The sequence below is a fragment of the Myceligenerans pegani genome, assembly GCF_014892515.1.
Taxonomy (GTDB): Bacteria; Actinomycetota; Actinomycetes; order Actinomycetales; family Cellulomonadaceae; genus Myceligenerans; species Myceligenerans pegani.
On the sequence record NZ_JADBGR010000019.1, the window covers coordinates 48,705 to 74,632 of the forward strand.

At 72.5% G+C, this 25,928-nt stretch carries 20 protein-coding genes; 7 read left to right on the forward strand and 13 right to left on the reverse strand.

All coding sequences use genetic code 11. The features are described from left to right. Positions 1 to 11: 11 nt before the first annotated feature. On the reverse strand, positions 12 to 2,327 hold the full coding sequence (locus IIE03_RS01680; protein WP_192860986.1) for a substrate-binding domain-containing protein: 2,316 nt from the start codon (positions 2,325 to 2,327) through the stop codon (positions 12 to 14). A 217-nt stretch (positions 2,328 to 2,544) separates the two neighbouring features. Here IIE03_RS01680 and IIE03_RS01685 point away from each other — a divergent pair, with 217 nt between their 5' ends. Together IIE03_RS01685 and IIE03_RS01690 are read left to right on the forward strand one after the other, a co-directional pair. Next, entirely contained in the window at positions 2,545 to 3,564 is a 1,020-nt protein-coding gene (locus IIE03_RS01685; protein WP_408632819.1) for a LacI family DNA-binding transcriptional regulator, read from the forward strand. A gap of 227 nt (positions 3,565 to 3,791) precedes the next feature. Beyond that, positions 3,792 to 5,573 carry a glycoside hydrolase family 6 protein gene (locus IIE03_RS01690; RefSeq protein WP_318842740.1) on the forward strand — a complete coding sequence of 594 codons (1,782 nt, stop codon included), beginning with the start codon at positions 3,792 to 3,794 and terminating at the stop codon, positions 5,571 to 5,573. Positions 5,574 to 5,633: 60 nt separating this feature from the next. Here IIE03_RS01690 and purD read toward each other — a convergent pair whose 3' ends face one another. The 3 genes from purD to IIE03_RS01705 all read right to left on the reverse strand — a co-directional run bounded on the left by purD (position 5,634) and on the right by IIE03_RS01705 (position 8,880). Next, positions 5,634 to 6,929: a phosphoribosylamine--glycine ligase gene (gene purD / locus IIE03_RS01695; RefSeq protein ID WP_192860988.1), complete on the reverse strand. Its 1,296-nt coding sequence runs from the start codon at positions 6,927 to 6,929 to the stop codon at positions 5,634 to 5,636. Between the two features lie 74 nt (positions 6,930 to 7,003). Next, on the reverse strand, positions 7,004 to 8,302 hold the full coding sequence (locus tag IIE03_RS01700; RefSeq protein WP_192860989.1) for an adenylosuccinate synthase: 1,299 nt from the start codon (positions 8,300 to 8,302) through the stop codon (positions 7,004 to 7,006). 98 nt (positions 8,303 to 8,400) lie between these two features. Continuing rightward, on the reverse strand, positions 8,401 to 8,880 hold the full coding sequence (locus IIE03_RS01705) for a DUF3151 domain-containing protein (RefSeq protein ID WP_192860990.1): 480 nt from the start codon (positions 8,878 to 8,880) through the stop codon (positions 8,401 to 8,403). A 117-nt stretch (positions 8,881 to 8,997) separates the two neighbouring features. Between IIE03_RS01705 and IIE03_RS01710 the strand changes: the two genes are divergently transcribed. Then, entirely contained in the window at positions 8,998 to 9,393 is a 396-nt protein-coding gene (locus IIE03_RS01710) for an STAS domain-containing protein (RefSeq protein WP_192860991.1), read from the forward strand. 191 nt (positions 9,394 to 9,584) lie between these two features. Here IIE03_RS01710 and IIE03_RS01715 read toward each other — a convergent pair whose 3' ends face one another. Beyond that, complete coding sequence (locus IIE03_RS01715; RefSeq protein ID WP_318842741.1) at positions 9,585 to 10,040, reverse strand: STAS domain-containing protein; 456 nt, start codon at positions 10,038 to 10,040, stop codon at positions 9,585 to 9,587. Between the two features lie 276 nt (positions 10,041 to 10,316). Here IIE03_RS01715 and IIE03_RS01720 point away from each other — a divergent pair, with 276 nt between their 5' ends. Continuing rightward, positions 10,317 to 12,653: an ATP-binding SpoIIE family protein phosphatase gene (locus IIE03_RS01720; RefSeq protein ID WP_225997098.1), complete on the forward strand. Its 2,337-nt coding sequence runs from the start codon at positions 10,317 to 10,319 to the stop codon at positions 12,651 to 12,653. 55 nt (positions 12,654 to 12,708) lie between these two features. Here the strand turns inward: IIE03_RS01720 and fbaA are convergent, their stop codons facing one another. From fbaA to IIE03_RS01755, 7 genes are all read right to left on the reverse strand, one after another. Beyond that, complete coding sequence (gene fbaA, locus IIE03_RS01725) at positions 12,709 to 13,731, reverse strand: class II fructose-bisphosphate aldolase (RefSeq protein WP_192860992.1); 1,023 nt, start codon at positions 13,729 to 13,731, stop codon at positions 12,709 to 12,711. 274 nt (positions 13,732 to 14,005) lie between these two features. Further along, positions 14,006 to 14,803, reverse strand: coding sequence for a TrmH family RNA methyltransferase (locus IIE03_RS01730; protein ID WP_192861024.1), 798 nt, complete (start codon positions 14,801 to 14,803; stop codon positions 14,006 to 14,008). A gap of 37 nt (positions 14,804 to 14,840) precedes the next feature. Further along, complete coding sequence (locus tag IIE03_RS01735) at positions 14,841 to 15,794, reverse strand: DUF368 domain-containing protein (protein ID WP_192860993.1); 954 nt, start codon at positions 15,792 to 15,794, stop codon at positions 14,841 to 14,843. Positions 15,795 to 15,928: 134 nt separating this feature from the next. After that, a complete protein-coding gene (locus IIE03_RS01740; protein ID WP_192860994.1) occupies positions 15,929 to 16,657 on the reverse strand; it encodes a type III secretion system chaperone family protein in 729 nt (242 codons plus the stop codon). Between the two features lie 149 nt (positions 16,658 to 16,806). After that, positions 16,807 to 18,768 carry a septum formation family protein gene (locus IIE03_RS01745; protein WP_192860995.1) on the reverse strand — a complete coding sequence of 654 codons (1,962 nt, stop codon included), beginning with the start codon at positions 18,766 to 18,768 and terminating at the stop codon, positions 16,807 to 16,809. 130 nt (positions 18,769 to 18,898) lie between these two features. After that, the gene (locus IIE03_RS01750; RefSeq protein ID WP_192860996.1) at positions 18,899 to 19,738 is read right to left on the reverse strand and encodes an exodeoxyribonuclease III; all 840 of its coding nucleotides are present in this window, start codon (positions 19,736 to 19,738) and stop codon (positions 18,899 to 18,901) included. Positions 19,739 to 19,916: 178 nt separating this feature from the next. After that, positions 19,917 to 21,050 carry a helix-turn-helix domain-containing protein gene (locus tag IIE03_RS01755; protein ID WP_225997099.1) on the reverse strand — a complete coding sequence of 378 codons (1,134 nt, stop codon included), beginning with the start codon at positions 21,048 to 21,050 and terminating at the stop codon, positions 19,917 to 19,919. Between the two features lie 70 nt (positions 21,051 to 21,120). Between IIE03_RS01755 and IIE03_RS01760 the strand changes: the two genes are divergently transcribed. From IIE03_RS01760 to pyrE, 3 genes are all read left to right on the forward strand, one after another. Continuing rightward, positions 21,121 to 21,567: a rhodanese-like domain-containing protein gene (locus tag IIE03_RS01760; RefSeq protein WP_192860997.1), complete on the forward strand. Its 447-nt coding sequence runs from the start codon at positions 21,121 to 21,123 to the stop codon at positions 21,565 to 21,567. 102 nt (positions 21,568 to 21,669) lie between these two features. After that, entirely contained in the window at positions 21,670 to 22,437 is a 768-nt protein-coding gene (locus IIE03_RS01765; protein WP_192860998.1) for an SDR family NAD(P)-dependent oxidoreductase, read from the forward strand. A gap of 116 nt (positions 22,438 to 22,553) precedes the next feature. Next, positions 22,554 to 23,129 (forward strand): orotate phosphoribosyltransferase, encoded by a 576-nt coding sequence (pyrE, locus tag IIE03_RS01770; RefSeq protein ID WP_192860999.1) that lies wholly within the window; start codon positions 22,554 to 22,556, stop codon positions 23,127 to 23,129. A 97-nt stretch (positions 23,130 to 23,226) separates the two neighbouring features. Here pyrE and clpB read toward each other — a convergent pair whose 3' ends face one another. Next, the gene (clpB, locus tag IIE03_RS01775; RefSeq protein ID WP_192861000.1) at positions 23,227 to 25,842 is read right to left on the reverse strand and encodes an ATP-dependent chaperone ClpB; all 2,616 of its coding nucleotides are present in this window, start codon (positions 25,840 to 25,842) and stop codon (positions 23,227 to 23,229) included. Positions 25,843 to 25,928: the final 86 nt, after the last annotated feature.

The window sequence follows — 25,928 nt, forward strand, 5'->3', positions numbered from 1 at the left end:
CGGGGCCGAGTCTACTGGGAGGCGGGGAACGGCGAGGCATCGGCCTGTGGACGCACGCGTGAGGTGCGCCACGGCGTCGCCTCGGTGCCCTCCGTCCCGTCCGGATCGCCCTGGAAGCCCAGGACCATCAGCACCCCGACCATCCGGGCCCGCACTCCCGCGTCGTCGGTGACGGTCGTGGCCCGGGCGCGCACCCAGAGCTCACGGCCGTCGGCCGCCATGAGGCGGTGCTCCAGGTCCAGTGGTTCACACGCCCCGGCGAGCTGCTGCGCGATCGCGGATCGCACCGCGCGCTGGTCGTCCGCGTGGACACGGCTCGTCCACTCCTCGATGCCAGTGCCGACCTCGGTGTCGGTCAGTCCGAGCAGCGACTTCCAGGTGCGTGAGTAGTACACGTGACCCGTGGTGATGTCCCAGTCCCAGGTGCCTTCCAGCGCCACCTCCTCGACCAGGCGGTAACGCACCTGGCCCGCCCGCAGGTCGAGGGCCAGCGCCCGCTCGCGCGCGGCCATGTCGGCGAGGGCGGCCCGCTGCGTGCGCAGCGAGACCAGCCGGGCCTCGCGGTCCAGCGCGACCGCGAGCATCGCCGCCCAGTGGTCGAACTTGTCGCGAGCACTGGTGGCGTGCGTGTCGATCGCACCGCCGATGAGCAGCAGCCCCCAGTCGCTCGTGTCGAAGGTGACCGGGATGACGAAGGCGATCCCGTCGGCGGAGTCGAGCAGGGCCCGCGTGGGGAAGGACGCCACGGGCAGCTTCGTTCCGACGAGCGCGCGGGCCTGGGCCGACGTCGACGTGGTGCCGACGACGGTGAGCTCGCGCGCCGGGTCCGCCGCGGTCCCCGCCGGAGGCCGTGGCGCCGGGCTGTCGATCTCACCCGCGTAGTCCCGCAGGCCGGGCCGGGGGACGTCGTCGGGCACGGGCGGGTGGGCGAGTCGCTCGGCGGCGTCGGACCAGAGCGCGAGCGTGGCGGGACCGCGGTGTCCCGTGGGCAGCCAGCGCAGCGTCCGGATGGTGGGAGCGTCCGCGTGCAGCAGCCCCAGGTCGAGCTCGTACTGCTCGCCGATCGTCCGCTCGAGGCGGCCGGCCCTGGCGAGCAGCGTCTGCGTGCACCCGGTGCTGAGCGCGACGATGACGTCGGTGATGGCGCGGGCCACGGCACGGCGCCGGGCCGTCGGCCCGGGCTCGCCGGGAGCCCGGGTCCCGCCCTTCCGAGCCTTGGCCAGCTCCTCCTCGACCGAGCGGAGCGCCGGCACGAGCTGCTCCAGGGCCTCGGGGTGCGGGCGGAGCGCGCGGGTGATGTCCACGAGCGACGCGAGCGCGTCGGCGTCGGGCAGCACGGCGAGCGCGTCGGCAGCCCGGACGATCCGTTGCACGCTGCGCATCCACGCCTCGATGCCCGGGGTGGCCCCCGCGCCGTCGAGCACGATCTCCGCGACACCGGCGAGGCGTGCCCAGGAGCTCGACGCCCCGCCGCCGGTGCCCTGCACGGGGCCCACGCTCGCCTCCCGGCAGCCGCACGACTCGCGGGTGATCAGGCTCGCCGCGGAGAGATGCCGCCCCCGCGGCCGCTCGCCACGGATCTGCGCGACGAGGAGCGAGACGGCGAGCTCGCCGACGCCGTCGTGATGCGGGTCGACGGTCGCGAGCCGCGGACGCATGCGCGCGCCGAGGTCGGAGTGGTCGAAGCCGACGATCGCCTGCCGCCTCGGCAGGGCGAGCCCGCTGACCTGGAGCATCCTGGTGAAGCCGGCGGCATTGCGGTCGGTGGCGACGAACGTCGCGGTGGTCGGCATCCCCGCGGCCAGGGCCTGCCGCGCTGCCGCCGCGCCCGCCGCCTCCTGGTTGTCGGCCGCCTGGTAGACCCACTCGTCGCGCGGTTCGATGCCGTGGTCGCGCAGCGTGGCCCGGTAGGCCTCGTAGCGCTCCACGATGTCGGACTGCCGCAGACTGCCCACGAAACCGATTTCGACGTGGCCGTGCGAGATGAGGTGCTCGACGGCCGCGCGTGTGCCTCCCGCGTTGTCGGGCGCGACGGCGGGCGCCTGCGCGCCGGGCGAGTGCTCGCCGACCAGCACCATGGGCCGGTCCTCCGCGCCGAGCCGTTGCACGGTCTCGGCGTCGACGGCGGTCGTCACCACGATCAGGCCGTCCGCCGCGTCCAGCCCGACCGGCACGCCGACGGGCGGCTCCTCCGGGAACTGGGCGCGCTCCAGGTCGGCCGGGTACGTCTGCACGACGACGACCCGGTGGCCTCCCGCCCGGGCCGCGCGGGACACGCCCGCCAGGACCTTGCCGAAGTAGTGCCCACCGACGACCGGTGACAACACGGCCAGAGAGTACTTGCCCCTTACGGATGTCATGCTCACACCCCGTCCTCGTCGACGCTGTGCAAAGTATGGGCTAACAGGGCATGCTACGGGAATGGTCTCGACGGCGCGACCGAATCATCACGAAGATCCAGATAACTCGGCGGGAAAAGGTGGAATTCCTGCCTCACCCCGGGGAGGCCGGTCACGTTCCGGCGAGGGCAGGCGACGACCGACGATCGTCGACGTCGCGCGGGCGGCCGGCGTGTCCACGGCCGTGGTCTCGTACGCCCTCAACGGCAGACGCGGCGTGGCGGAGGTGACGCGCGAGCGCGTGCTCCGGGTGGCCGACGAACTGGGCTGGCGTCCCGCCACGGCCGCCCGCTCCCTGCGTGCCGGCCCCGGCGCGGCCGCCCTCGTCGCGGTGCACGACGGCGCCGCCGGGTCGCGCGCCGCCTCCACGCTCGATCTCGTCACGGCCGCGGCCGAGGTGCTCGACGAGGCCGGTGTCACGCTCGCGGTCCACACCGCGAGCAGCGTGGAGCAGGCCGCGCACCTCATGCGCCAGTGGTGGGCGGAGCGCCGCTACGCCGGCTTCGTCGTGACGGGCCTACGGTCCGACGACGCCCGGCTCGCCGCCCTGCGCCACCTGCCCGCCCCGGCGGTCATGGTCGGAGACCCGGCCCTCCCGGCCCCACCCGCGTGGCGCAGCGTGGTGCTCGACGACGCGACGGCGTTCGCCCAGGTCGGCGAGTTCCTGGCGGATCTGGGACATCGCCGGGTCGCCATGCTCACCGGGGCAGAGGGTCTCCTGTCGACCCGGCGGCGCGCGACCGCGCTCGGCGGGGCGCTGAACAAGTCCGGAATCGATTTCGAGGCGGTCTCCGGGGACGGGGTCGACCGGGCGGCGGCCGCCGTCGGCTCGCTGCTCTCGTCGGGGAGCCATCCCACCGCCGTCGTGACCGACGACGACGTCACGGCCGGCGTCGTGCTCGACGTCGCGCGGCGGCTGAACGTCAACGTGCCCTGGCAGCTCTCCGTCGTGGCCGGGACCGACGCCGCGGCGTGCCGGCTCACGACGCCGTCGCTGACCGCCGTGCCGTATCCGGTGGAACGCCTGGGGAACGCCGTCGGACACGCGCTCCTCGGCGTGCTGCGTGCGGACGGGACGAAACGCGAGAAGGCACCTCCTTCCACGACGGTGGCCGCCGGCGGGCTGGTGGTCCGCGGCTCGACCGCGCCGCCGGATCCGCGGTGAGACGGCGCCTGCTCACTCGCTCCGTCTCCGAGACGCCGCACGGCGGTGACCGTGCGGCGGCGTGGAAGCGGCCGCCTGTTAAACGATTCGTCTGGTGTCGTCCAAGTCGTCGCCCGGGCAACGATTCCCAGGCCACGCAGAAAGGCCTGCGGGGTGCGCGCGCCGCCGGCCCCACCGCGGAGGAGGGCCGGCGGGCGCGTGCGAAACGAACGACCCGGGAGGGCATCGTGCAACGAGAGAAGAAGGTGCGCGCGGGAATCGCGGCCGGAGCCACAGGGGCGCTGGTCACCGCGTCGGCCCTGGTGGCGCTGGCGGCGGCGCCATCGGCCACCGCGGCGGTGGGCAACCCGTACGAAGGGGCCGCGCAGTACATCAACCCTGACTGGCGCGAGGACGTGCTGGAGGCCGCCGACGTGGCGGGAGGCTCGCTCGGCGAGGACATGCGCGCCATCGCGAACGAACCCACCCACGTGTGGATGGACCGCATCCAGGCGATCGAGGGCATCGACCGGCAGCACGGCCTGGAGTGGCATCTCGACCAGGCCGTCGCGCAGGCCGGCGGCAGCCCGCTGGTGTTCAACCTCGTCATCTACGACCTGCCCGGCCGCGACTGCTTCGCCCTCGCGTCCAACGGTGAACTGCCCGCCACGGACGAGGGCATGGAGCGCTACAAGACCGAGTACATCGACGCCATCGTCGAGATCCTCGACCGTCCGGAGTACGAGAACCTGCGGATCTCGGCCGTGATCGAGCCGGACTCGCTGCCGAACCTGGTGACGAACGCGTCCCACCCGCCCTGCCAGCAGTCCGCGCCGTACTACCGCGAGGGCGTGCGGTACGCCCTCGACCGGCTGCACGAGGTGGGCAACGTCTACTCGTACATCGACGCGGCGCACTCGGGCTGGCTGGGCTGGCCGGACAACGCGAGCGGCAGCGCGCAGGAGTTCGCGAGCGTGATCGAGGGCTCCACCTACGGCTGGGACGCCGTGGCGGGCTTCGTCACCAACACGGCGAACACGACGCCGCTCGAGGAGCCGTTCCTGACCAACCCGAACCTGCAGGTCGGCGGCGGCCAGGTGCGCTCGGCGAACTACTACGAGTGGAACCCGGACTTCGACGAGATCGACTGGACCGCCGACCTGTACGACCGGATGGTCGCCCAGGGAGCGCCGTCGCGCATCGGCATGCTGATCGACACGTCCCGCAACGGCTGGGGCGGCCCGGAGCGCCCGACGTCGGCGTCGTCGTCGAGCGACCTCAACACCTACGTGGACGAGTCCCGCGTGGATCGTCGCAACCACCGTGGCGCCTGGTGCAACCCCGACGGAGCCGGCATCGGCGAGCGCCCGACCGTGTCGCCCGCCGGCTACGCCGAGTCGCACCTGCACGCCTTCGTGTGGGTCAAGCCGCCGGGCGAGTCCGACGGCGCCTCGGAGGAGATCCCGAACGACGAGGGCAAGGGCTTCGACCGGATGTGCGACCCGACCTACCAGGCGGACAAGCTCGGCGGCGCCTACACCGGCGCGCTGCCGAACGCCCCGCTGTCGGGCTGGTGGTTCCAGGAGCAGTTCGAGATGCTCGTGGCCAACGCGTACCCGCCGATCGGTGACGGGCCCACCCCGGACCCGACCGAGGACCCCACGGAGGACCCGACCGAGGATCCCACCGAGGACCCCACGGAAGATCCCACCGAGGACCCGACCGAGGACCCCGGGCCCGGGACCTGCGCGGCGTCCTTCGACGTCGTGAACAACTGGGGCAGCGGATTCCAGGGCCAGATCACGGTCACCGGCGGTTCCTCCGGCGTGAGCGGCTGGACGACGCAGTTCACGCTGCCGTCCGGCACGACGATCGGAAGCCTGTGGAACGCGAGCTACTCCGTCAGCGGATCCACGGTCACCGCGAGTGACGTGGGCTGGAACGGCACGCTGAGCGCCGGCCAGTCGACGTCGTTCGGCTTCACGGCCAACGGCAGTGCCCCGTCGTCGATGGCGGTCTCCTGCTCCTGATCCGTCCCTGACAACGTGGTTGGGAACTCCGTATCGGGGTTCCCAACCACCGTCCTTCCGTCAGGCCGGGACCGTGAGGGTGCCGGCAGCGGCCTTGGCGGCGATGTCCGTCCGGTGCTGGGAGCCGGGCAAAGAGATCCTGCCCACCCCCTCGTACGCCCTCTCGCGCGCCTCCCGCAGGTCTCCGCCCAGTCCGACGACCGACAGCACGCGGCCGCCCGCGGCGACGAGCACGTCGTCCTCGGACAGGGCCGTGCCCGCCTGCAGGACGTGCACGCCGGCGAGCGCCTCGGCCTCCTCGATCCCCGTGATCGGATCGCCCTTCCGGGACGACGCCGGGTAACCGGCGGACGCCACGACGACGGTGACCGCCGCCTCGTCCCGCCAGTGCAGCGACTCCAGGTCCGCGAGCTCGCCCCGGGCAGCGGCCAGCATGACCCGGCTCAGCGGCGTCACCAGACGCGCGAGCACCGCCTGCGTCTCCGGGTCCCCGAAGCGCGCGTTGAACTCGACCACGCGCATACCGCGCGAGGTGAGCGCGAGTCCGCAGTAGAGAACGCCGCTGAACGGGGTCCCGCGTCGGGCCATCTCGTCGACGGTCGGCCGCGCGACCCGCGACACGACCTCGTCCACCAGACCCGCGGGTGCCCACGGCAGCGGGCTGTAGGCGCCCATGCCGCCGGTGTTGGGGCCCTCGTCGCCGTCGAAGATGCGCTTGAAGTCCTGGGCGGGGGCGAGCGGCACGACGCTCCTCCCGTCGCACACGCAGAAGAGCGAGACCTCGGGGCCGTCCAGGTACTCCTCGACCACGACCTGGCCGGCGCCGCCGCGGGCGTCCAGGGCGGCGCGTGCGTGTTCGAGCGCCACGTCCCGGTCCTCGGTGACGACGACACCCTTGCCGGCGGCCAGGCCGTCGTCCTTCACCACGTAGGGGGCGCCGAACGCGTCGAGGGCGGCGCCCACCTCGTCGAGGTCGGTGCACACGTGGGCCATCGCGGTCGGCACGCCGGCCGCGGCCATGACCTCCTTGGCGAAGGCCTTGCTGCCCTCCAGCCGCGCGGCCTCGGCGCCCGGGCCGAACACGGGGAAGCCGGCCTCCCGCAGGGCGTCGCCGACACCGGCCACCAGTGGCGCCTCCGGCCCGACCACGACCAGGTCCGCGTCGATCTCGCGGGCGATCGCGACGACGGCCGCGCCGTCCTCCGCATCCACCGGATGGAGCGTGGCCTCGGCGGCGATGCCCGGGTTGCCCGGCGCGGCGTGGATCTCGTGCGCCTCGCCGCTCTTCGCCTCCGCGGCGAGTGCGTGGACGATGGCGTGCTCACGGGCACCGGGCCCGACGACGAGGATCTTCACGGGGCTCCAGTGTAGGAGGTCGCGCGGCGGCGGGTGGCGTCGGCTCCGGATACGGGACGCTCCGGATACGGGACTCAGTGACCGCGCGCGTGGATCAGGTCGTGGACCGGGATGATCGCGTCCCGGGCCGGGCCCACGCCGATGGCCGAGATCCGCGTGCCCGACATCTGCTCCAGGGCGTCCACGTAGGCGCGTGCGGCGGGCGGGAGATCCTCCAGCGTGCGGGCTCCGGAGATGTCCTCCCACCAGCCGTCGAGCTCCTCGTAGATCGGCGTCGCGTGGTGGAACGCCGTCTGGTCGGTCGGCATCTCGTCGTGGCGGACGCCGTCGACGTCGTACGCCACGCAGACCGGGACCTTCTCCAGGCCGGTCAGCACGTCCAGCTTGGTCACCACGAGATCGGTGAGCCCGTTGACCCGCGAGGCGTAGCGGGCGATGACCGCGTCGTACCAGCCGCAGCGGCGAGGCCGCCCCGTCGTCGTGCCGTACTCGTGACCCACCTTGGCGAGGAACGCGCCGTTGTCGTCGAAGAGCTCGGTGGGGAACGGGCCCTCACCGACGCGCGTGGTGTAGGCCTTGATGACGCCGATCACGGAGTCGATCCGCGTCGGCCCGACGCCGGAGCCCGTGACCGCACCGCCCGCGGTCGCGCTGCTGCTGGTGACGAACGGGTAGGTGCCGTGGTCGATGTCGAGCATCGTGGCCTGGCCCGCCTCGAACAGGACGTTCTTGCCCTCGTCGAGCGCTCGGTTCAGCTCCACCGACGTGTCGGTGACCATGGGGCGGAGCCGGTCGGCGTGCTTCAGCAGCTCGTCGACCGTCTCGTCGACGTCCACCGCGCGGCGGTTGTAGACCTTCACGAGCAGGTGGTTCTTCTGGTCGAGGGCGCCCTCGATCTTGGCGCGCAGGATCTTCTCGTCGAACAGGTCCCACATCCGTAGGCCGACGCGGCTGATCTTGTCCGCGTACGCGGGGCCGATGCCACGGCCCGTGGTCCCGATCCGGCGCTTGCCCAGGAACCGCTCTGTCACCTTGTCGATGGTGCGGTGGTACGGCGCGATGACGTGGGCGCTGCCGGACACGAGGAGGCGCGAGACGTCGACCCCCCGCGCCTCCAGGGCGTCGAGCTCCGAGAACAGCACGTCGATGTCGACCACGACGCCGTTCGCGATGACCGGCGTGACGCCTGGCGACAGGATGCCGGACGGAAGCAGGTGCAGCGCGTACTTCTCGTCGCCGATCACGACGGTGTGGCCGGCGTTGTTTCCACCGTTGAACTTCACGACATGGTCGACACGCGAACCCAGAAGATCGGTTGCCTTCCCCTTGCCCTCATCGCCCCACTGGGCACCGACGAGCACCACGCCTGGCATGGATTTCCCACCTTCTCGGGAGTTTGTTGAGCGACGGCGAGTTTACCCGTGACCACCGACATCGACGAAGGAGGGGTCGATCCGGCGGCCCGGGTGCCTCACCGGCCGGCGACGACCAGGGCCCGCACCTCGTCGGCCGAGCTGCCCGAGTCCACGAGGAACTGGCGGCACCGGTCGCGCTCCTCGGCCTCCCCGATCAGCGCGGCGGCCTCGGACAGCGCCAGCAGCGCCCGTAGGAAGCCCTGGTTGGGCACGTGTGCCGCGGGGATCGGGCCCTGCCCGCGCCACCCGGCCCGGCGCAGCGCGTCGAGGCCGCGGTGGTAGCCGGTGCGTGCGTAGGCGTACGCCGCCACGGGCGCGGTGGCGGTGTTGCCCGCACCGTCGCCCGGGGTGTCGCCCGCGCCGTCGCCCGCGGCGAGGACGCGTTCCGCGAGCGCCGCCCAGGCCAGGGAGGACGCCGGGTTCCCCGCGGCCACGGCCGCCGGGTCGTCGCCGGCAGCGAGGCGGGTGCGGACGTCGGGGAAGTCGTCGGGAAGCTCGACCGGGGCGGGACCCGCGAGCAGGTTGTCGTGGCTCATGAGGACATTCTCCCCTCTCGGGCCCAGGACTGTTCCATATTTCCCGGAAGGGTCCGATCCGGGCGAATCCTTCCACTCAACCGGTGGGATCGGCGATCTGTGGTTACTCTCGTGAGCATGATCGAGATCGCGACGTCACCGACGACGACGACTCTCGTGATCGCCGGAGAGCTCGACCTGCAGGAACGGGACCAGTTTCCAGGCATCGCGGCTCGTGTCGTCGGCCTTCGCCGTCAACTCCTGGTGATCGACATGTGCCGTGTCACGTTCATGGACTCGACGGGCGCGGCGTTCCTCATCTCGCTGGCGGATTCCGGCGCGAAGCGTGGCGGCGCCACGGTGATCCGGGGCGCCGACGAGAGGGACCTGTTCGTGCTCGAGGTGTGCGGCGCGATGGACCTGTTCCGGATCGACAACGAGCACCGCTGCGAGCCGGCGACCCCGGCGACGGGGTTCCACGTCGTCACGCCGCGGATGATCGCCGCGGACCGGGCGGACCGTCGCGCGATGTAGCAGGCCGCGCGGCGGAGCCCAGCCGCTCGGGAAACCCAACAGCCCCCCCCCCCCACACACACGCAACCGATCCCCGGCCGCCGGATGCGAAGCGTCGCGACGGCGCCCGCAGGCGACGCAGGAGCCGAGGACGACGGAGCCCGGCGGCTCGGGAAACACAGGACGGAGCCTGGCGGCTCGGGAAAACACAGTCAGTTCGTGGCCAGGTCCTCGTCGACGATCTCCAGCAGGTCGCCGATGCGCGTGACCTCGAGCAGGAAGCGCACCGTCGGTGGCGCCCGGAGCACCCGGACCTTGTGCGGGCTCCGGCTGGCCAGCCGGGCCAGGAACGCCACGCCGGACGAGTCCATGAAGGTCACGTGGTGCGCGTCGATCTCGACCGGGAGCCGCGATCCCTCGGCCTCGCTGATGGCGTTCTGCAGATCGCCCGCGATCTTCGCGTCGATCTCGCCGGCGAGCACGAGCCGGGACCGCTGGTCGACGGTGAGGACGTGGACGCTCGCCGGTTCTCCCAGATCAGGATGAGCGTGCGCATGAGCAGGTGCGCTCTGCTGCGGCTCCGGCGTGGCAGGCTCCGGCGTGGCAGCCTGGTCGCGCGAACCCGTGGCCTGCGGCTCACGGGTCGGATCGTTCCGGTCGTCCTGCACGGTTCTCCTTCCGAGGCGATCGGCTGCGGTGTCACGCTGTCGGCTGGGGCTGCCATCGGCTCTGATTTGTCATTGAGATGATAGAGGTTGGGGGTTCACCTCTCGGACTGTCCCAATCTACGGTTGAATGTCCTGTTGGAACAGAGGCAACGCAGAGATTGTCGAAAGGGGGACAGGATGATAGGCAACTTGTCCTGGTCGGTCCCCCCCGACGGCCCAGGTCAGGGTCGCACACCGCCGGTCCCGCCGCTTCCCGCCGGCCCGATCACGTCGGCCATGGGTCCGCGCTCGTCGGCCATGGGTCCGCCGTCGTCGGACGGGGAGAACGCGTCCCCGGCGGCCGCGGGGGGCTCCGGAGTCCCCGAGCCGCTCGCCGCGCCGCGCCGTACCGACCCGCCGCAGGCGCGTCGGCCGATGCCGCCGTCGGTCGGTGATCTCGTGCTGCGCGGCGCCGCGAGTATCGGCGTCCCGGTGTTCCTCACCGGTTCCTTCGAGGACGGCCTGCCCCTGCTGTGGGCGAACGAGGCGTTCGAGAAGTACGCGGATGTGCGCTTCACCGACCTCGCGGGGCGCAAGCTCTCCGTCCTGGGCGACAGGCTCGGTGACCCCGAGGACTTCGCCAAGCTGCGGGAGCACCTGGCCGCGGGCGAGGAGGTGCAGACGATGGCGCGGTCCGCGCTGCGCGGCGGGGTCTCGGGCTGGGTGCAGCTCACCCTGACCCCCGCCCGGGCGGCGCACCACGGCCGGGTCACGCACTGGATCGGGATCAGCGTCGACGTCTCGGAGCACATGGAGCGCCAGGCGGCCCAGCTCGCCAGCCAGGCCATGGAGAACCGGCAGCGCGAGGACAGCGATCTGATCGCGCAGACCACGGAGCTGCTCGCGGACCTCGAGTACCCGTACGTGCTGCGCGACATCGCCGAGCTGCTCGGCCACGTGGTGAAGTGGGCCGGCTTCTACGTGAACGACGACGGCCTCAAGCCCGCGGAGGGCATCGACGTCGCGAACCCCCCGTCGGGTCGTGGTCGCCGGCACGCCCGGTACGTCGCCGGGGACGACCAGCCCCGCAGCGCACCGCACCGCGGCGTCCAGGACCAGCTCGGCGACACCACGGCCGCGGGTGATGCGACGACGGTCGCCCCGGGCCGGCTGCTCGAGGTCGTCGACAACGTCCAGGACCTCCTCGACGGCAAGGGCGACGAACCGGTCACCCTGCACCTCGACATCCCGCACGCGCAGTACTCCGCCTCCGGCTGGCTGCAGCGCGAGCTGAACCGGCGTCTGACGGACGAGATGGGCGGGGTTCCCCGCAGCGTCGTCGTGCACCCCGTGGCCGGACGGAAGAGCACGCTGGGCCTGCTGGTGGTCTGGCTGGCCGACGCCGGCGCTGACGAGGTCCTGTTCTACGAAGGCACCGACGAGTCCGAGGAGGTCCGGGGCGTGCTGGAGGTGGTCGCGCGCCGGGCCGGGAACGCGATCGACAACGCGCGCCTCTACGCCCGCGAACACCGCCTCGCGGAGACCCTGCAGCGCGCGATGCTGCCGGAACAGGCGGACGTCCCGGGCATCGACGTGTGGACTTACTACGCCCCCAACGCCGAGCACGCCCAGGTGGGGGGCGACTGGTACGACATCCTGCAGATCTCGACGGAGGTGGTGGGGCTCGTCATCGGGGACGTCGTCGGGCACGACGTCGAGGCGGCCGCCACCATGGGCCAGCTGCGCTCCGTGGTCCGGTCCTACGCGTTCGAGCTGTTCACGCCCGGGCAGGTGCTGGAGAAGGTCGATCAGCTCGTGGCGGGGATGGGGATCCCCCGCTCGGCGAGCATGGTGTACGCGGCCCTGCACAAGGACGACGAGGGCTGCCATGCCATCGAGTACTCCCGGGCCGGGCACCTTCCGCCACTGCTGCTGCGCGCCGGTGAGGTCATCACGCTGGATCAGGGCGGGGGCGCGCTGATCGGCTTCGGTTCGCGCGAGCGCACCACCGGGACGCACGAGCTGCGCCGGGGCGACACGCTGCTGTTCTACACGGACGGCCTGATCGAACGCCGCGACCGGCCGCTGCGTCTCGGGCTGGAGGCGCTGCTGGAGACCGCCGCGGCGATCCAGGCCAAGGACGCGGCCGGCGTCGGCGAGGAGCTGCTGGCGCGGCTGGCCGACAAGCCGGAGGACGACGTCGCGATCGTCGTCGTGCGGGTCCCCGATCCCGAGGGCGACCGCGCCCAGCCGACGCTGTCGCCGCGGTGGCGGCGCTGGATGCTGCCGAGCGAGCCGTCGTCGATCGGGCGGGCGAGGCACGCGGTGCTGCGCACGTGCCAGGCGTGGGGCATCGAGGAGTCGGCGCAGGCCGAGCTGGTGGTGTCGGAGCTCGTGGCCAACGGCGTGCTGCACGGCTGGGGCCACATCGCACTGCGGCTCTACGACACGGGCGAGGGGCTGCGGATCGAGGTCGAGGACTCCAACCCGGCGCCGCCGGTCGCGACGGACGGGCACCCGAACCGCCTGGGCGGCTTCGGCATGCAGATCGTGGACCGTCTCGCCGAGTGGGGCTGGCGGCCGTCCGGCACGGGGAAACTGGTCTGGGCCAAGCTCCGCGACCAGGCGAAGTAGTGTCGCCCGGCCGCGAAGCCGCCAGAGGTCGCTACCTACTCGCGCGGCCTCCGAGTCACTTCAGCTTGGTGCCGGCGCTGCGCAGCTGCCGGCAGGCCTCGACGACGCGGGCGGCCATGCCGGCCTCCGCGAGCTTGCCCCACGCGCGCGGGTCGTAGGCCTTCTTGTTGCCGACCTCGCCGTCGACCTTCAGGACGCCGTCGTAGTTCTTGAAGAAGTGGTCGGCCACCGGACGGCTGAACGCGTACTGCGTGTCCGTGTCGATGTTCATCTTGATGACGCCGTTGTCGACCGCCTCGGCGATCTCCGCCTCGGTCGAACCCGAGCCGCCGTGGAAGACGAGGTCGAACGGGTTCTCCTTGCCGATCTCGTCACCGACCGCCTTCTGGATGTCCGCCAGGATCGACGGGCGCAGCTTGACGGCGCCGGGCTTGTAGACGCCGTGCACGTTGCCGAAGGTCAGCGCCGTCAGGTAACGACCCTTCTCCCCCGCGCCGAGCGCTTTGACCGTGGCCAGGCCGTCCGCCGGCGTCGTGTACAGCTTCTCGTTGATCTCGGCCTCGTGGCCGTCCTCCTCGCCACCGACGACGCCGACCTCGATCTCCAGGATCGTCTTCGCGGCCTGCGACAGCTCGAGGAGCTCGGCGGAGATCACCAGGTTCTCGTCCAGCGGGACGGTGGAGCCGTCGTACATGTGCGACTGGAACGTCGGGTTCTGGCCGTTCTTGACCTGCTCCGCCTCGATGGCGAGCAGCGGCTTCACCCAGGACTCGAGGTTCTCCTTGACGCAGTGGTCGGTGTGGATCGCGATGTTCACGGGGTAGTTCTTCGCGACCTCGGTGGCGTAGGCGGCGAGGGCGAGCGAACCGGCGATGCGGTCCTTGACCGTCGCGCCCGAGCCGTACTCGCTGCCGCCGACCGAGACCTGGATGATCCCGTCCGACTCCGCCTCGGCGAAGCCGCGCAGAGCTGCGGTGATGGTCTGGGACGACGTGATGTTGACCGCGGGGTAGGCGAACTTACCGGCCTTGGCCCGGTCGATCATCTCGCCGTAGACCTCGGGGGTTGCGATGGGCATCTGCTCCAGCTCCAAGTAACTCGTGGTGTGGGCGTCCGTCGCTTCCAGGTCCGCCCGGGTATGCACCAACGATCTTATGCGCGCACGGACCCGGTGGCGTGGCCGTCCACGACAAGAACGCCCGCCGAGGATTGCGGTTCATGGCCACCCGGCGCCGACAGCGACGGGCACGACGGCGGTCGGGCAGCGGGCACCGCTTGCGCCGGGGGCGGCCCGGCGTAAGCCGAGCGGTGGCCACGGCACCCGTCGGCCGGGAGACGCGACACGCGCCGGGTCACAGGTGCTGCGCGACCCACGCGTGCATGGCGATGGCCGCGGCGGCCCCGGCGTTGACCGAACGGGTGGAGCCGTACTGCGTGATGTGGAGGACGACGTCGCACACCGCCTGCGCCTCGGGCGTCAGGCCCGTCGACTCCTGCCCGAACAGCAGGATGCACCGCGGGGGGAGATCGTGGCCCTCGATCGGGACGGAGCCCGGGATGTTGTCGATGCCGATGATCGGGAGGGCGCGGCCGTCGTCACCGGGCTCCTCGCCGACGGTGCGCTCGGTGCCGCTCGGACCGGCGGAACCGTCCTCGCCGACGGCGCGCTCGCCGCGACCGGGTCGAGCGGGACCGCTCTCGCCGACTTCCTGGCCGGCGGCCCAGGCCGCCAGCTCCGCGGCGTGGGGGTGGTGGTGGACGTGCAGGTAGCGATCCGTCACCATCGCTCCGCGCCGGTTCCACCGTCGTCGTCCCACCACGTGCACGCCCGCCACGTTGAACGCGTTCGCGGTACGCACCACCGATCCGATGTTCAGGTCGTGCGACCAGTTCTCGATCGCGACGTGCAGTTGCCGGTCCGCCGGGCGGCGGGCGTCCATGTCCGCGACGATGGCCTCGACCGTCCAGTACCGGTATCGGTCGGCGACGTTCCGCCGGTCACCCTCGGCGAGCAGCTCGGGGTCGTAGCGCGGGTCGGGTCGGGGCCCGGCGCCGTCGTCCACCGTGGGCCACGCCTCCGGGCCGCCCGGCCACGGCCCGACGCCGACCGCGGGGGCGGGGCCCGGCGTACCGGAGCCGTCGGCGACCATGCCGGCCCGGGCCCCCTCGGCAGGCGTCCCGCCCGGGTCAGGCGTCACGAGCCACCCGGGACTCCCACAGCATCGCGATCAGCACGACGCCCGCACCGGCCAGCGCGAGCAGCACCGGGCCGGCCACCGAGCCCGTCGGCGCGAGCAGTTCGTTGGACTCGCCCTGCCACGGCCAGAGTGATCGCAGCGAGCCCAGCATCAGGCCCGCGAGCACCGCCATCGTGCCCTGGCGACGATGGTGCAGCAGCCACCTGAGCACCTTGACGAAGCTCCCGAGCCCCACCAGGGCGCCCAGGGCGAAGACCGCGACGAACCCGAGGTCGCGCTCTTCGATCGCGTGCTGGACGGGGATGTAGAGGCCCATCACGAGCAGCAGGAACGAGCCCGACACACCCGGCAGCACGAGGGCGTTGATCGCCAGTGCGGCGCCGATGAAGACGTACCAGAGCTCAGGCTCTCCGACCTCGGCCGCGGGAAGACCGGTCAGCAGGAACGCCGCGCCCGCGGCCGCGAGGAAGAGGAGGGCGTCGAGCGCGCGGAACCGGAGCGGCATCATGCGCAGCGGCACGGCGATGCTGACCGCGATCATGCCGAAGAACACGGAGCGTGTGGGCACGGGGTTCGACTCGAGCAGCGGAGCGATCAGCCTGAGGGAGAGCAGCAGCACCACGGCCATGCCGATCAGCACCGGCACCAGGAGGGGCCAGTTGACCTCCTTCAGCGCGCGCAGGCCGGCGCCGACGCCACGCCCGCGGGCGATGCCGGTGACGAACTCACGAGCGGCGTGGACGAGCTGGCTCGCGGCGTCGATCAGATGGTCGTACAGGCCGACGACGAGCGCGATCGTGCCGCCCGAGATGCCGGGCACCGACTCGGCGGCGCCGACGAGCCCGCCCCGCACGGCGTTCAGCGGGGCGGACGACCACGACGAGGCCCGGCCGGCGGACGACGTGGCATGGCGGGGCGACGTGGCGTCGTGCTGGGTAGTCACGACACGCAGCGTACTGGCCTCCCCTGACACTCGGGACGGAACGTCGCGACCGCGAGTGGTGGCGACACCCGGGACGGAACGTCGCGACCGCGGATGGTGGCGTGCGCCGGCAGAACCCGCCGCGCCGGAGGCCGTCAGATCTTCTCGAAGCCCATGCCCGGGAGGCCGATGTCTCCGCCCTGTTCGAAGACCGGCTGGCCCTTCTCCAGCGGGATCGTCAGGCGGGCGACCTCGACGAGCCTCGACGACAGCTCGGCGAGGTTGTCCGCGCTGGTCCGACCCGAGGTCCACAGCAGCACCGACGGGCCGTCCACGCGGATCCGCGTGCGCTGGTAGTCGGGCAGCATCAGCATCGACATGAAGCGGGGGTCGAGCACGCGGCGGGCGAAGCCGTCGTCGGAGGCACGGACCCGCCAGGCGTCGTCGAACGCCGGGTTGCCCAGCTGGACGTCCTGTCCGCCGAACACCTTCTGCAGCTTGTCCCGCCAGCCCTCGGGTGTGAGCTCGAGGCGCGGCTCCGCCGGCTCCTCGTCGAGCGCGACCACATGGGCGTACCGCTTCCGGGAGAACCTGGACTCGGGAGTGCCCGTCCGCCAGGTGTGGGTGAACGAGATCATGCGCTGACCGGCGACCTCGCCGTACAGCACGTCCGTGGCGGGCTGGGGGACGCCTTGCAGGAACGGGCCGCCCTGCCAGCGGCCGGGCAGTTCGGGGTCGGAGGTGGCCTCCGGGCGCTCCCAGCCGTTCATGTCCGCCCACTCGGCGATCTCCCGGACACGACGGCGCTCGCGCAGCGGCCGGGTGGCCAGCACGCCGACGGCGAGCGCCACGACCACCGCCAGGAATAGGACAAAAGGCTCCATGGCGTAAATGTATCGTCAAGTGAGGCCCATGTCCTCACCTGCGGCAATATCAGTGCAGGTCGTTTACGTGCACGGCCCTCGCCTGTGGGGCCCCGACAAACGTCCCGGCGGGGCGACGCGCGATGTCGGTCCAGCTGTCGGTCCAGATGTCAGTCCAGCAGGGAGGCCGTGAGCGCCGTGTCGCTGGCCGCCACGCAGAGGCCGATCCGGTCGCCGTCGTCCCAGGACGACTCGCTCGGTGTCCAGACCACGTAACGGAGCCGCTTCGCCCGTTCGCTCTTCCGGACCTCGGCGCTGAGCTGCTTGGCACCGCAGACCCGCGCGACCTTCTGGCCGGCGGCGTCCTCGCCGGGCCAGATCGCGTCCTGCCCGAAGTCCGTGCGACCCACCACCTGCGCCTCGTGCGGCGAGCCGCACGGGACGACACGCACCGTGTCCACCGCCCCGTCGAGCGGGATCTTGTCGATGCACGACCCCAGCACCAGCTGAACGGAATTGACCTCGCGCGCCTCGGCGAGATCGGCCGCGACGGGCTCCCAGCCGCGCTCGGTCATCGCGCTCCCGATCATCGTGAGGACGACGGCGACCACCGCCACGCCCGCGATCGCGGCGCCGGCGAGGCCGAGGTTCCTCTTGCGGCGCTTCTCGGCTGCGGCGAGCTCGGTCGGATCCCAGCCTGCGTAGGCCGTCCCGGCCGCGTAGTCGTGGGCTTCGTTCCAGGCCGGCGGGAGCTGCGCCTGCTGGGGGAACGCGCCGGGCGCCGGGCGGGCCCCGGTGTCGGCGGGGGAGAGCGGTGGTTGGGCCTGTTGGGGGGCCTGTGGCACCTGCGGGGGCGCCGGCTGGGCCTGCGGAGTGTGCGGGGGTGCCGGCTGGGCCTGCGACGACGGCTGGGCGTCCGGCATGTAGCCGGGCGCCGAGGGGGCGGCCTGGTCCTGTGCGGGCGCCTGCCACGGCAGGACACGCTGGGCCGGGGGCGGCGGCGGTGGCACCTGCTCCGCGGGCCGCACGGGAGCAGGCGGTACCGGTCCGACGGCGGACGTGGGCCCGCTCGGCGGCGCGAACGTCGGCTCGGCCTCGGGCTGAGCCCCGGACGCCGCCTCCGGCTCCGGTCCTGAGCCGGATTCCGGACGGGGCAGTGGCCCTGGCCGCCACCCGGGTTCTGGGGTCCGCTCGAGCGCAGATTCCGATTCGGACGCCGGCTCCGGCTCCGGGGAGGCTCCCTGTTCCGGCTCGTCGCCGCCAGGGGTCTTCGTGTCGGCGCCGGTGTCTACCGTGGCGAGCTCATCGGCTCCGGCCGCGGGCTCGTCTTCTCCGGTAGCCGCGGGTTGCGGGATCGCGCGCGGCCCCGTCTGCGTCTCGTGTGCCGACGAGATGGCCAGCAGAGCGAGGTCCTCGAACGACGCGGCCGCGTCGGACTCCTCGTCCGCGCCGCCGTCCACCTCGTCGCCGTCGCCGCGGCCCGCTGCGGCGGCGCTCCGGTCGGCCGGATCCGACGTATCGGCCGTATCAGCTGCTTCGGCACGCTGTTCGCGCGGGCCTGCAGGAGCCCCGGCGTCTGCGGGGACGTCGGCGGGCTCCGCGCTCTCGGCTGCCGCCGGCTCCTGTGCCGGTTCCGCCGGCCGTGCGCCGTCGGCCGCATCGCCGCTCGGCGCCGTCACGGTCTCGCCCGGGCCACGGGATCCGTCCTCCGAACCGGCGTCGGGGCCGGCCGTGGGCTCCCCGCTGCCGTCCGCTCCCGCCGCGGCATGGTCCACAGCCGCCTCGTCGACCGCCTCGTCGGCTGTCGCGTCGACCGCCTCGTCGGCTGTCGCGTCGGCTGTCGCGTCGTCCGCCGCCGCGTCGTCCACCAGAGCGCTGTCCACCGCAGCGCTGTCCGCAGCAACCTCGTCAACGGCGGCGTCGTCCACCACCGTGGCGTCGTCCGCCGCCGCGTCGCGCACCACAGTGTCGTCCGCAGCGGGCTCGTCGCTCGGCTCGGGCGGGGCGGGCTCGCTGTCGTGCACCCGATCCGTGGCGCTCGGTTCGGCGTGGTCGTCCGGCGCCGCGGCAGGTGTCGACTGGTCCGGTTCGTTGACCTCTTCGTTGACCTCGGGCTGGTCGGGCGACGTCATGGAGGCCAACCTATCGATTTCGTCTGCGATCGGGTGAATCTGCTGGTGGCCCTCGCCACATCACACCAGATCTCCCCAGAGTCGCCGCAGAGGTCGGCCCGACCTCGCTCGGCGACTCCTGCCGCACGGGTCAGTCGGTCAGCTCGAGGATCACCGGCACGTGGTCGCTGGCGCCCTTTCCCTTGCGCTCCTCGCGGTCGATGTGCACACCACGCACCCGCTCCGCCACGGCCGCCGTCGTCCAGGCGAAGTCGATGCGGAGCCCTTTGTTCCGCGGGAACGCGAGCTGCTGGTAGTCCCAGTAGGTATAGGTGTGCTCCGTCGGCACGTGCTCGCGGCTCACCTCCGTGTACCCCGCCTGTGCGAAGTCGTCGAACGCCGCGCGTTCCCGCGGGGAGACGTGGGTCTTCCCGGCGAAGTCGGCCACGTCGTAGACGTCCGTGTCCAGCGGGATCACGTTCCAATCACCCAGCAGGGCGACCTGCGACGCCGGATCGACGGCCCAGTCGCGCGCGACCACGCGCAGCTGCTCCAGCCAGGTGAGCTTGTACTCGTAGTGCGGGTCGCCGAGCGCCCGGCCGTGCGGCACGTACAGACTCCAGACGCGGATCCCGCCGCAGGTCGCGCCGATGGCGCGGGCCTCGACCGGCGGCGCCACGTCGAGCAGGGTGTCCGCGGACGGCGCCGGGTCGGTGTCCGCCGTCAGCTTCCGGAACCCTGGCTGACCGGGGAACGACGTCGCGACGTCGTCCAATCCGACGCGGGAGGCGATCGCGACGCCATTCCACTGATTCAGCCCCGTGTGCGCCACCTCGTAGCCGGCCTCGGCAAACGCGACGAGCGGGAACTGGTCGTCGCGGCACTTGGTCTCCTGGAGCGCCAGGACGTCGAGGTCCCAGCGTTCGAGGACGGCGAGCGTACGGTCGATCCGCGCGCGAAGACTGTTGACGTTCCAGGTGGCGATCCGCACGCGGGCCAGGCTACGCGCTCGGGACCGGCGTGGTCGGGCGCTGGTGTGGGGTGGTCGGTCGGATGTCGCATCGTCGGCCGCCCGGGGACCGATCATGCGACGTGCGGCCGACCACCCCACACAACGGACCGGCCGCTCGACAACCGGCCGACCGCGCCCCACGTCCGGCCGACCACACCTACCCGCGCGTTCCCTCGCCGTGGAACGCCCGGCGGTAGCCGGCGGGGCTCGTGCCCATCGCGCGCGTGAAGTGGTGGCGGAACGTCACCGGGCTGTCGAAGCCGACCAGCGCGGCCGTCCGGGTCACCGACTCCCCGGCCTCCAGCAGCGGGAGGCTGGCCTGGACCCGCTGGGCGATGAGCCAGCGGATCGGCGACGTCCCGGTACGGCGCGCGAAGTGTCGCGCGAACGTGCGGGGCGCCATGTGGGCGCGGCGAGCGAGCGACTCCACGGTGATCGACTCCGTCAGGTGGTCGAGGGCCCAGGCGAGCGCGGCTCCGACGTCGTCCCGTTCCGCCACCGGGACCACCGGCGCCTCGATGAACTGCGCCTGCCCGCCCTCACGATGCGGCGGCACGACGAGGCGGCGGGCCACGGTGTTCGCCACCGCCGCGCCGTGGTCGATGCGCACCAGGTGCAGGCACAGGTCGAGGCCCGCCGCGCTGCCCGCGCTGGTCAGGACGTCGCCGTGGTCCACGTACAGCACGTCGGGACGAACCGAGACCGCCGGGAACCGCTCCGCGAGGAGGCCGGCGTACTGCCAGTGGGTCGTCGCCTCGCGCCCGTCCAGCAGCCCGGCCGCCGCGAGGGCGAACGCGCCGGAGCAGATCGAGACCACCCGTGCCCCGCGGGCGTGCGCGGCCCGGAGCGCCCGGACGACGTCGTCCCCGGGTCCGGAGCGCGGATCGACGACGGCGGGAACGATCACGGTGTCCGCGCCGGCGAGCACGTCGAGACCGTGCTCGGCCGACAGGGTGAACCCGCCGGTCATACGCAACGGGGTGCCGGGGCGGTCGCTGCACACGTCCAGGGCGTACCAGGGCCCGTCGACCTCCGGACGCGGCAGTCCGAACACCTCGACGACGGAACTCAGCTCGAACGGCGCCATGCCCTCGGTCACCAGCGCGGCGATGCGGTGCGGGCGGGACCGAGCGGCGACCACGACAGGAGCGACGGTGTCAGGAGCAACCACGTCAGGAACAACCACGTCAGGAGCAACCACGTCAGGAGCAACCACGTCAGGAGCAACCACGTCAGGAGCAACCACGTCAGGAGCAACGACGTCGGCGGCGCGCCCGTCAGAAGGAGCCATGGCAGGATCTTAGCGATCACGGTCGTTTCTGCCCCTCCCGTCGCCAGCTCCTGGCGGTGAGGATCGAGCCATGACGATCACTCCGGACCCCACCCCCTACGACCCCACCGCCGCCGTCGCACACTTCGGCCGCCGCCTCGCCTTCGAGACCGACGTCGCCGACGTCCACGCGGCACTCTCCGACGACCGGACGGAGTTCACGCTCCTTGACGTCCGATCCCCCGAGGCGTGGGACGCCGGCCACCTTCCCGGTGCCCTCCACCTGCCGGGCGGCAAGATCCGCCTGCGCGCCGAGCGGACCGTCCCCCGCGACATGCCCGTCGTCGTGTACTGCTGGGGCCCCGGCTGCAACGCGGCGACCAAGGCCGCCCACGAGCTCGCGAAGCAGGGCTACGAGGTCAAGGAGATGCTCGGTGGCTTCGAGTACTGGGTCCGCGAGGGCTTCGCCTACGACACGGCGACGGGCCGGATCGACCCCGCCGCCGACCCCCTCGCGGCCGTGCCCGGCACGAACTGACGCCGGTGGCGCGGCAGCCGCGCACGTTCCCGGATCCGCGGACCGCGCACGTATGACCGCGCACCGTGACCGCCGCCCGGCAGAGCGCCTACCCTGCGCCCTATGGGTACGGCACTGATCACCGGCGCCTCCGCCGGGTTGGGACTGGAGTTCGCGTGGCAGCTCGCCGCGGCGCAGCACGACCTGGTGCTGGTGGCGCGGAACGAGGAACGCCTGAAGGAGGTCGCGGAGAACATCCACACCGTGACCGGCGTGGCCGTCGAGGTCCTCCCGGCCGACCTGTCGGTGCCCGGCGACGTCGACCGCGTGGCCGACCGCCTCGCCGCCACGGGTGCGGCCGGCGGACCCGCCGCCGTCGGGCTGCTGGTCAACAACGCCGGGTTCGCGACCCCCGGCAACTTCACGCGCGGACGGGTGACCAGCGAACTCCGTGGGATCGACGTCATGATCCGCGCCCTGGTGCACCTCAGCCACGCCGCCGTGCAGCAGATGGTGCCGCGCGGGCGAGGGGCGATCCTCAACGTCGCCTCGGTCGCCGCGCTCACCGCCGGCGGCACCTACGCGGCGGCGAAGGCCTACGTGCGGGCCTTCACCGAGGGCCTCGCCGTCGACCTGAAGGGCACCGGCGTCACCGCCACGGTCCTGTGCCCCGGCTTCACGCACACCGAGTTCCACGCGCGGGCCGGCATTCCCGAGACCGCCATCCCGAGCTGGGCCTGGCTGGACGCTCCGCCCGTGGTCCGGCAGGCGCTCGCGGACGTACGCCGGGGTGCCGTGATCTCCACGCCGTCCGTCCGCTACAAGGTGGCGTCGGCACTGCTGCGCGCCGCGCCGCGCTGGGCGGTCAGGGCGGTGGGCAAGGTCCGCTGACCGCGGCCTCCGGCGAGGCGGTCGGTAGCTTCGTGAGTGATCGGTCATTCGAACTGCCGATCGCTCACGAAGGGACCGACCACACGGGCACAACGGCGCGACGTACGCTTGCTCCCGTGAGTGCTGACTTCTCCCCCACACCTCGCGAGCAGCTGATCGAGCTCATCAAGGAGCTCGCGGTCGTGCACGGCAAGGTGACCCTGAGCTCCGGCCGTGAGGCGGACTACTACGTCGACCTGCGCCGGGTCTCGCTGCACCACCGCGCGGCCCCGCTGATCGGTCACGTGCTGCTGGACCACCTGGAGGAGGCCGGGCTCGGTACGGCCGAGGTGGACGCCGTGGGCGGCCTGACGATGGGCGCGGACCCGATCGCCACGGCGCTCCTGCACGCCGCGGCGTCGCGCGGGCAGGACCTCGACGCGTTCGTGATCCGCAAGGAGGCCAAGTCGCACGGCACGGGTCGGCGCATCGAGGGGCCGGGGATCGCGGGCCGCAGGGTCGTGGTGGTCGACGACACGACCACCACCGGCGGCTCCCTGCTCCAGGCCGTCGAGGCCGTGCGGGCCGAGGGGGCCGAGATCGCCGGTGTGGCGACGCTCGTCGACCGGGACACCGGCGCCAGGGAGAAGATCGAGGCGCTCGGGCTGGAGTACCACTTCCCGATCGGCCTGAAGGACCTGGGGCTGGCGTAGTCGGCCGGCTGTCGGATGGTCGGTCCGACGTCGGATGATCGGCCGCTCAGGCGACCGATCATCCGGCAAAGGACCGACCACTCCACAGGAACCGACCTCAGGCCGGGACCGGCGTGGTCGTGAGGGTGAGGCCGTCCGCGCCCTCCGTCCGGTCGACGGCGACCGTGTCGCCGTCCGAGGCCTCGCCCGCCAGCAGGAGCTTGGCGAGCTGGTCGCCGATCTCGCGCTGCACCAGCCGGCGCAGCGGCCGCGCCCCGTACGCGGGGTCGTAGCCCTCGAGCGCCAGCCACTCGCGGGCGGCCGGGGTGACCTCGAGCGCGATCCGCCGTTCGGCGAGACGCTTGGTGAGGGCCTCGACCTGCAGGTCCACGATGCGGCCGAGCTCGTCGAGGGTGAGCGCGTCGAAGATCACGACGTCGTCCAGCCGGTTGAGGAACTCCGGCTTGAACGCCGCACGGACCGCCGTCATGACGGAGTCCTTCTTCTCCGCCTCGTCGAGCGTCGGTTCCACGAGGAACTGCGACCCGAGGTTGGACGTCAGCACGAGGATCGTGGACCGGAAGTCCACGGTGCGGCCCTGGCCGTCGGTGAGACGCCCGTCGTCGAGCACCTGGAGCAGGATGTCGAAGACCTCGGGATGGGCCTTCTCCACCTCGTCCAGCAGGACGACGGAGTAGGGCCGACGCCGGACCGCCTCGGTGAGCTGTCCGCCCTCCTCGTAGCCGACGTAGCCCGGGGGCGCCCCGACGAGCCGGGCGACCGAGTGCTTCTCGCCGTACTCGGACATGTCGATGCGCACCATGGCGCGTTCGTCGTCGAACAGGAAGTCCGCGAGGGACTTCGCGAGCTCGGTCTTGCCGACGCCCGTCGGCCCGAGGAACAGGAACGAGCCGGTGGGGCGGTCCGGGTCGGCGACGCCCGCCCGGGAGCGGCGGACGGCGTCGGACACCGCGGCGACCGCCGACTTCTGGCCGATCAGTCGCGCCCCCAGCACGTCCTCCATGTGCAGGAGCTTCTCCTGCTCGCCCTGGAGCAGGCGACCCGCGGGGATGCCGGTCCACGCGGACACGACCTCGGCGATCTCGTCCGCGGACACCTTGTCCGCGACGAGCGGCGCCTCCGCGGGGACGACCCCGTCCGCGCCCTCGGACTCGGCGGCCTCGGCCTCCGCGATCTGCCGCTCCACGACCGGCATCTCGCCGAACCGCAGCCGGCCGGCGTCCTCGTAGCGGCCCTCGCGCTCGGCACGGTCCGCGTCGGTGCGCAGCTGGTCGAGCTTGGCCCGCAGGTCACCGATGAGGTTGCGGCCCGACTTCTCGGCCTCCCAGCGCGCCGTGAGGGACGCGAGCGCCTCGCGCTTGTCGGCGAGGTCGGCGCGGAGCTTGCCGAGGCGTTCGCGAGAGGCGGCGTCCTCGGACTCCGACAGCACGACCTCCTCCATCTCCAGCCGGGTCACGGCGCGCTGCAGCTCGTCGATCTCGACGGGCGAGGAATCGAGCTCCATGCGCAGGCGCGAGGCGGCCTCGTCGACCAGGTCGATTGCCTTGTCGGGAAGCTGGCGCCCGGTGATGTACCGGTCGGAGAGCGCGGCGGCGGCCACGAGCGCGCTGTCGGCGATGGTCACCTTGTGGTGCGCCTCGTAGCGTTCCTTGAGGCCGCGCAGGATGGCGACGGTGTCCTCGACGGACGGCTCGCCGACGAAGACCTGCTGGAAGCGCCGCTCCAGGGCCGGGTCCTTCTCGACGTGCTCGCGGTACTCGTCGAGGGTGGTGGCGCCGACCATGCGGAGCTCGCCGCGGGCGAGCATGGGCTTGAGCATGTTGCCCGCGTCCATGGCGCCCTCGCTGCCCGCCCCGGCGCCGACGACGGTGTGCAGCTCGTCGATGAAGGTCACGACCTCGCCGTCGGAGGCGGTGATCTCCTCGAGGACGGCCTTGAGGCGTTCCTCGAACTCGCCACGGTACTTGGCGCCGGCGACCATGCCCGCGAGGTCGAGGGCGACGAGGCGCTTGCCCTTGAGGGACTCGGGCACGTCGCCGTCGACGATGCGCTGGGCCAGGCCTTCGACGACGGCGGTCTTGCCGACGCCGGGCTCGCCGATCAGCACGGGGTTGTTCTTGGTGCGGCGGCTCAGGACCTGGACGACGCGGCGGATCTCGGAGTCGCGGCCGATCACCGGGTCGAGCGCGCCGTCGCGGGCGCGCTGGGTGAGGTCGCTGCCGTACTGCTCGAGCGCCTTGTACGTGCCCTCGGGGTTGGGGCTGGTGACGCGGCCGGAGCCGCGCACGGCGGGCAGTGCGGCGCGGAGGGCGTCCGCGCCCGCTCCGGCGTCGGACAGGATCTGCGCGGCCGGCGACCGGCCCGCGGCGATGCCGATGAGCAGGTGCTCGGTGGAGACGTACTCGTCGCCGAGCGCCTGGGCCTCCTTCCCGGCGAGGTCGAGGACGCCCGCCATGGCGCGGCTCGCTCCCGGCTGCGCCGTGCTCTCACCGCTGACCTGCGGCAGCGCGACGAGGGCGGCGCGCGTCCGCTGCCCGACGGCGGCCGCGTCGGCGCCGACGGCCTCGAGCAGGCCGACGGCGACGCCGCCCTGCTGCGCCAGGAGTGCCGCGAGCAGGTGCACCGGTTCGAGCTGCGGGTTGCCCGCGGCGGACGCCGATTGCAGCGCGTCCCCGATCGCTTCCTGCGACCTCGTCGTGAACTTCGTCTCCATGGGTCCTCCGTCCGCCATGTGTCCGTCCGCTGCCGTTGCACGGCCCTGCCGCGGCCTGTGGTCGAGCCGCGTCCGATCCAACTATC

What these genes read in the sequence shown, in the direction of transcription:
- IIE03_RS01700 (WP_192860989.1), bottom strand. Translation starts at nt 8,302, where the DNA reads ATGCCAGGCGTGGTGCTCGTCGGTGCCCAGTGGGGCGATGAGGGCAAG.
- IIE03_RS01705 (WP_192860990.1), bottom strand. Translation starts at nt 8,880, where the DNA reads ATGAGCCACGACAACCTGCTCGCGGGTCCCGCCCCGGTCGAGCTTCCC.
- IIE03_RS01710 (WP_192860991.1), top strand. Translation starts at nt 8,998, where the DNA reads ATGATCGAGATCGCGACGTCACCGACGACGACGACTCTCGTGATCGCC.
- IIE03_RS01720 (WP_225997098.1), top strand. Translation starts at nt 10,317, where the DNA reads ATGGGTCCGCGCTCGTCGGCCATGGGTCCGCCGTCGTCGGACGGGGAG.
- fbaA (WP_192860992.1), bottom strand. Translation starts at nt 13,731, where the DNA reads ATGCCCATCGCAACCCCCGAGGTCTACGGCGAGATGATCGACCGGGCC.
- IIE03_RS01730 (WP_192861024.1), bottom strand. Translation starts at nt 14,803, where the DNA reads ATGGTCGCCGACGGCTCCGGTACGCCGGGCCCCGCCCCCGCGGTCGGC.
- IIE03_RS01740 (WP_192860994.1), bottom strand. Translation starts at nt 16,657, where the DNA reads ATGGAGCCTTTTGTCCTATTCCTGGCGGTGGTCGTGGCGCTCGCCGTC.
- IIE03_RS01745 (WP_192860995.1), bottom strand. Translation starts at nt 18,768, where the DNA reads ATGACGTCGCCCGACCAGCCCGAGGTCAACGAAGAGGTCAACGAACCG.
- IIE03_RS01755 (WP_225997099.1), bottom strand. Translation starts at nt 21,050, where the DNA reads ATGGCTCCTTCTGACGGGCGCGCCGCCGACGTCGTTGCTCCTGACGTG.
- IIE03_RS01760 (WP_192860997.1), top strand. Translation starts at nt 21,121, where the DNA reads ATGACGATCACTCCGGACCCCACCCCCTACGACCCCACCGCCGCCGTC.
- IIE03_RS01765 (WP_192860998.1), top strand. Translation starts at nt 21,670, where the DNA reads ATGGGTACGGCACTGATCACCGGCGCCTCCGCCGGGTTGGGACTGGAG.
- clpB (WP_192861000.1), bottom strand. Translation starts at nt 25,842, where the DNA reads ATGGAGACGAAGTTCACGACGAGGTCGCAGGAAGCGATCGGGGACGCG.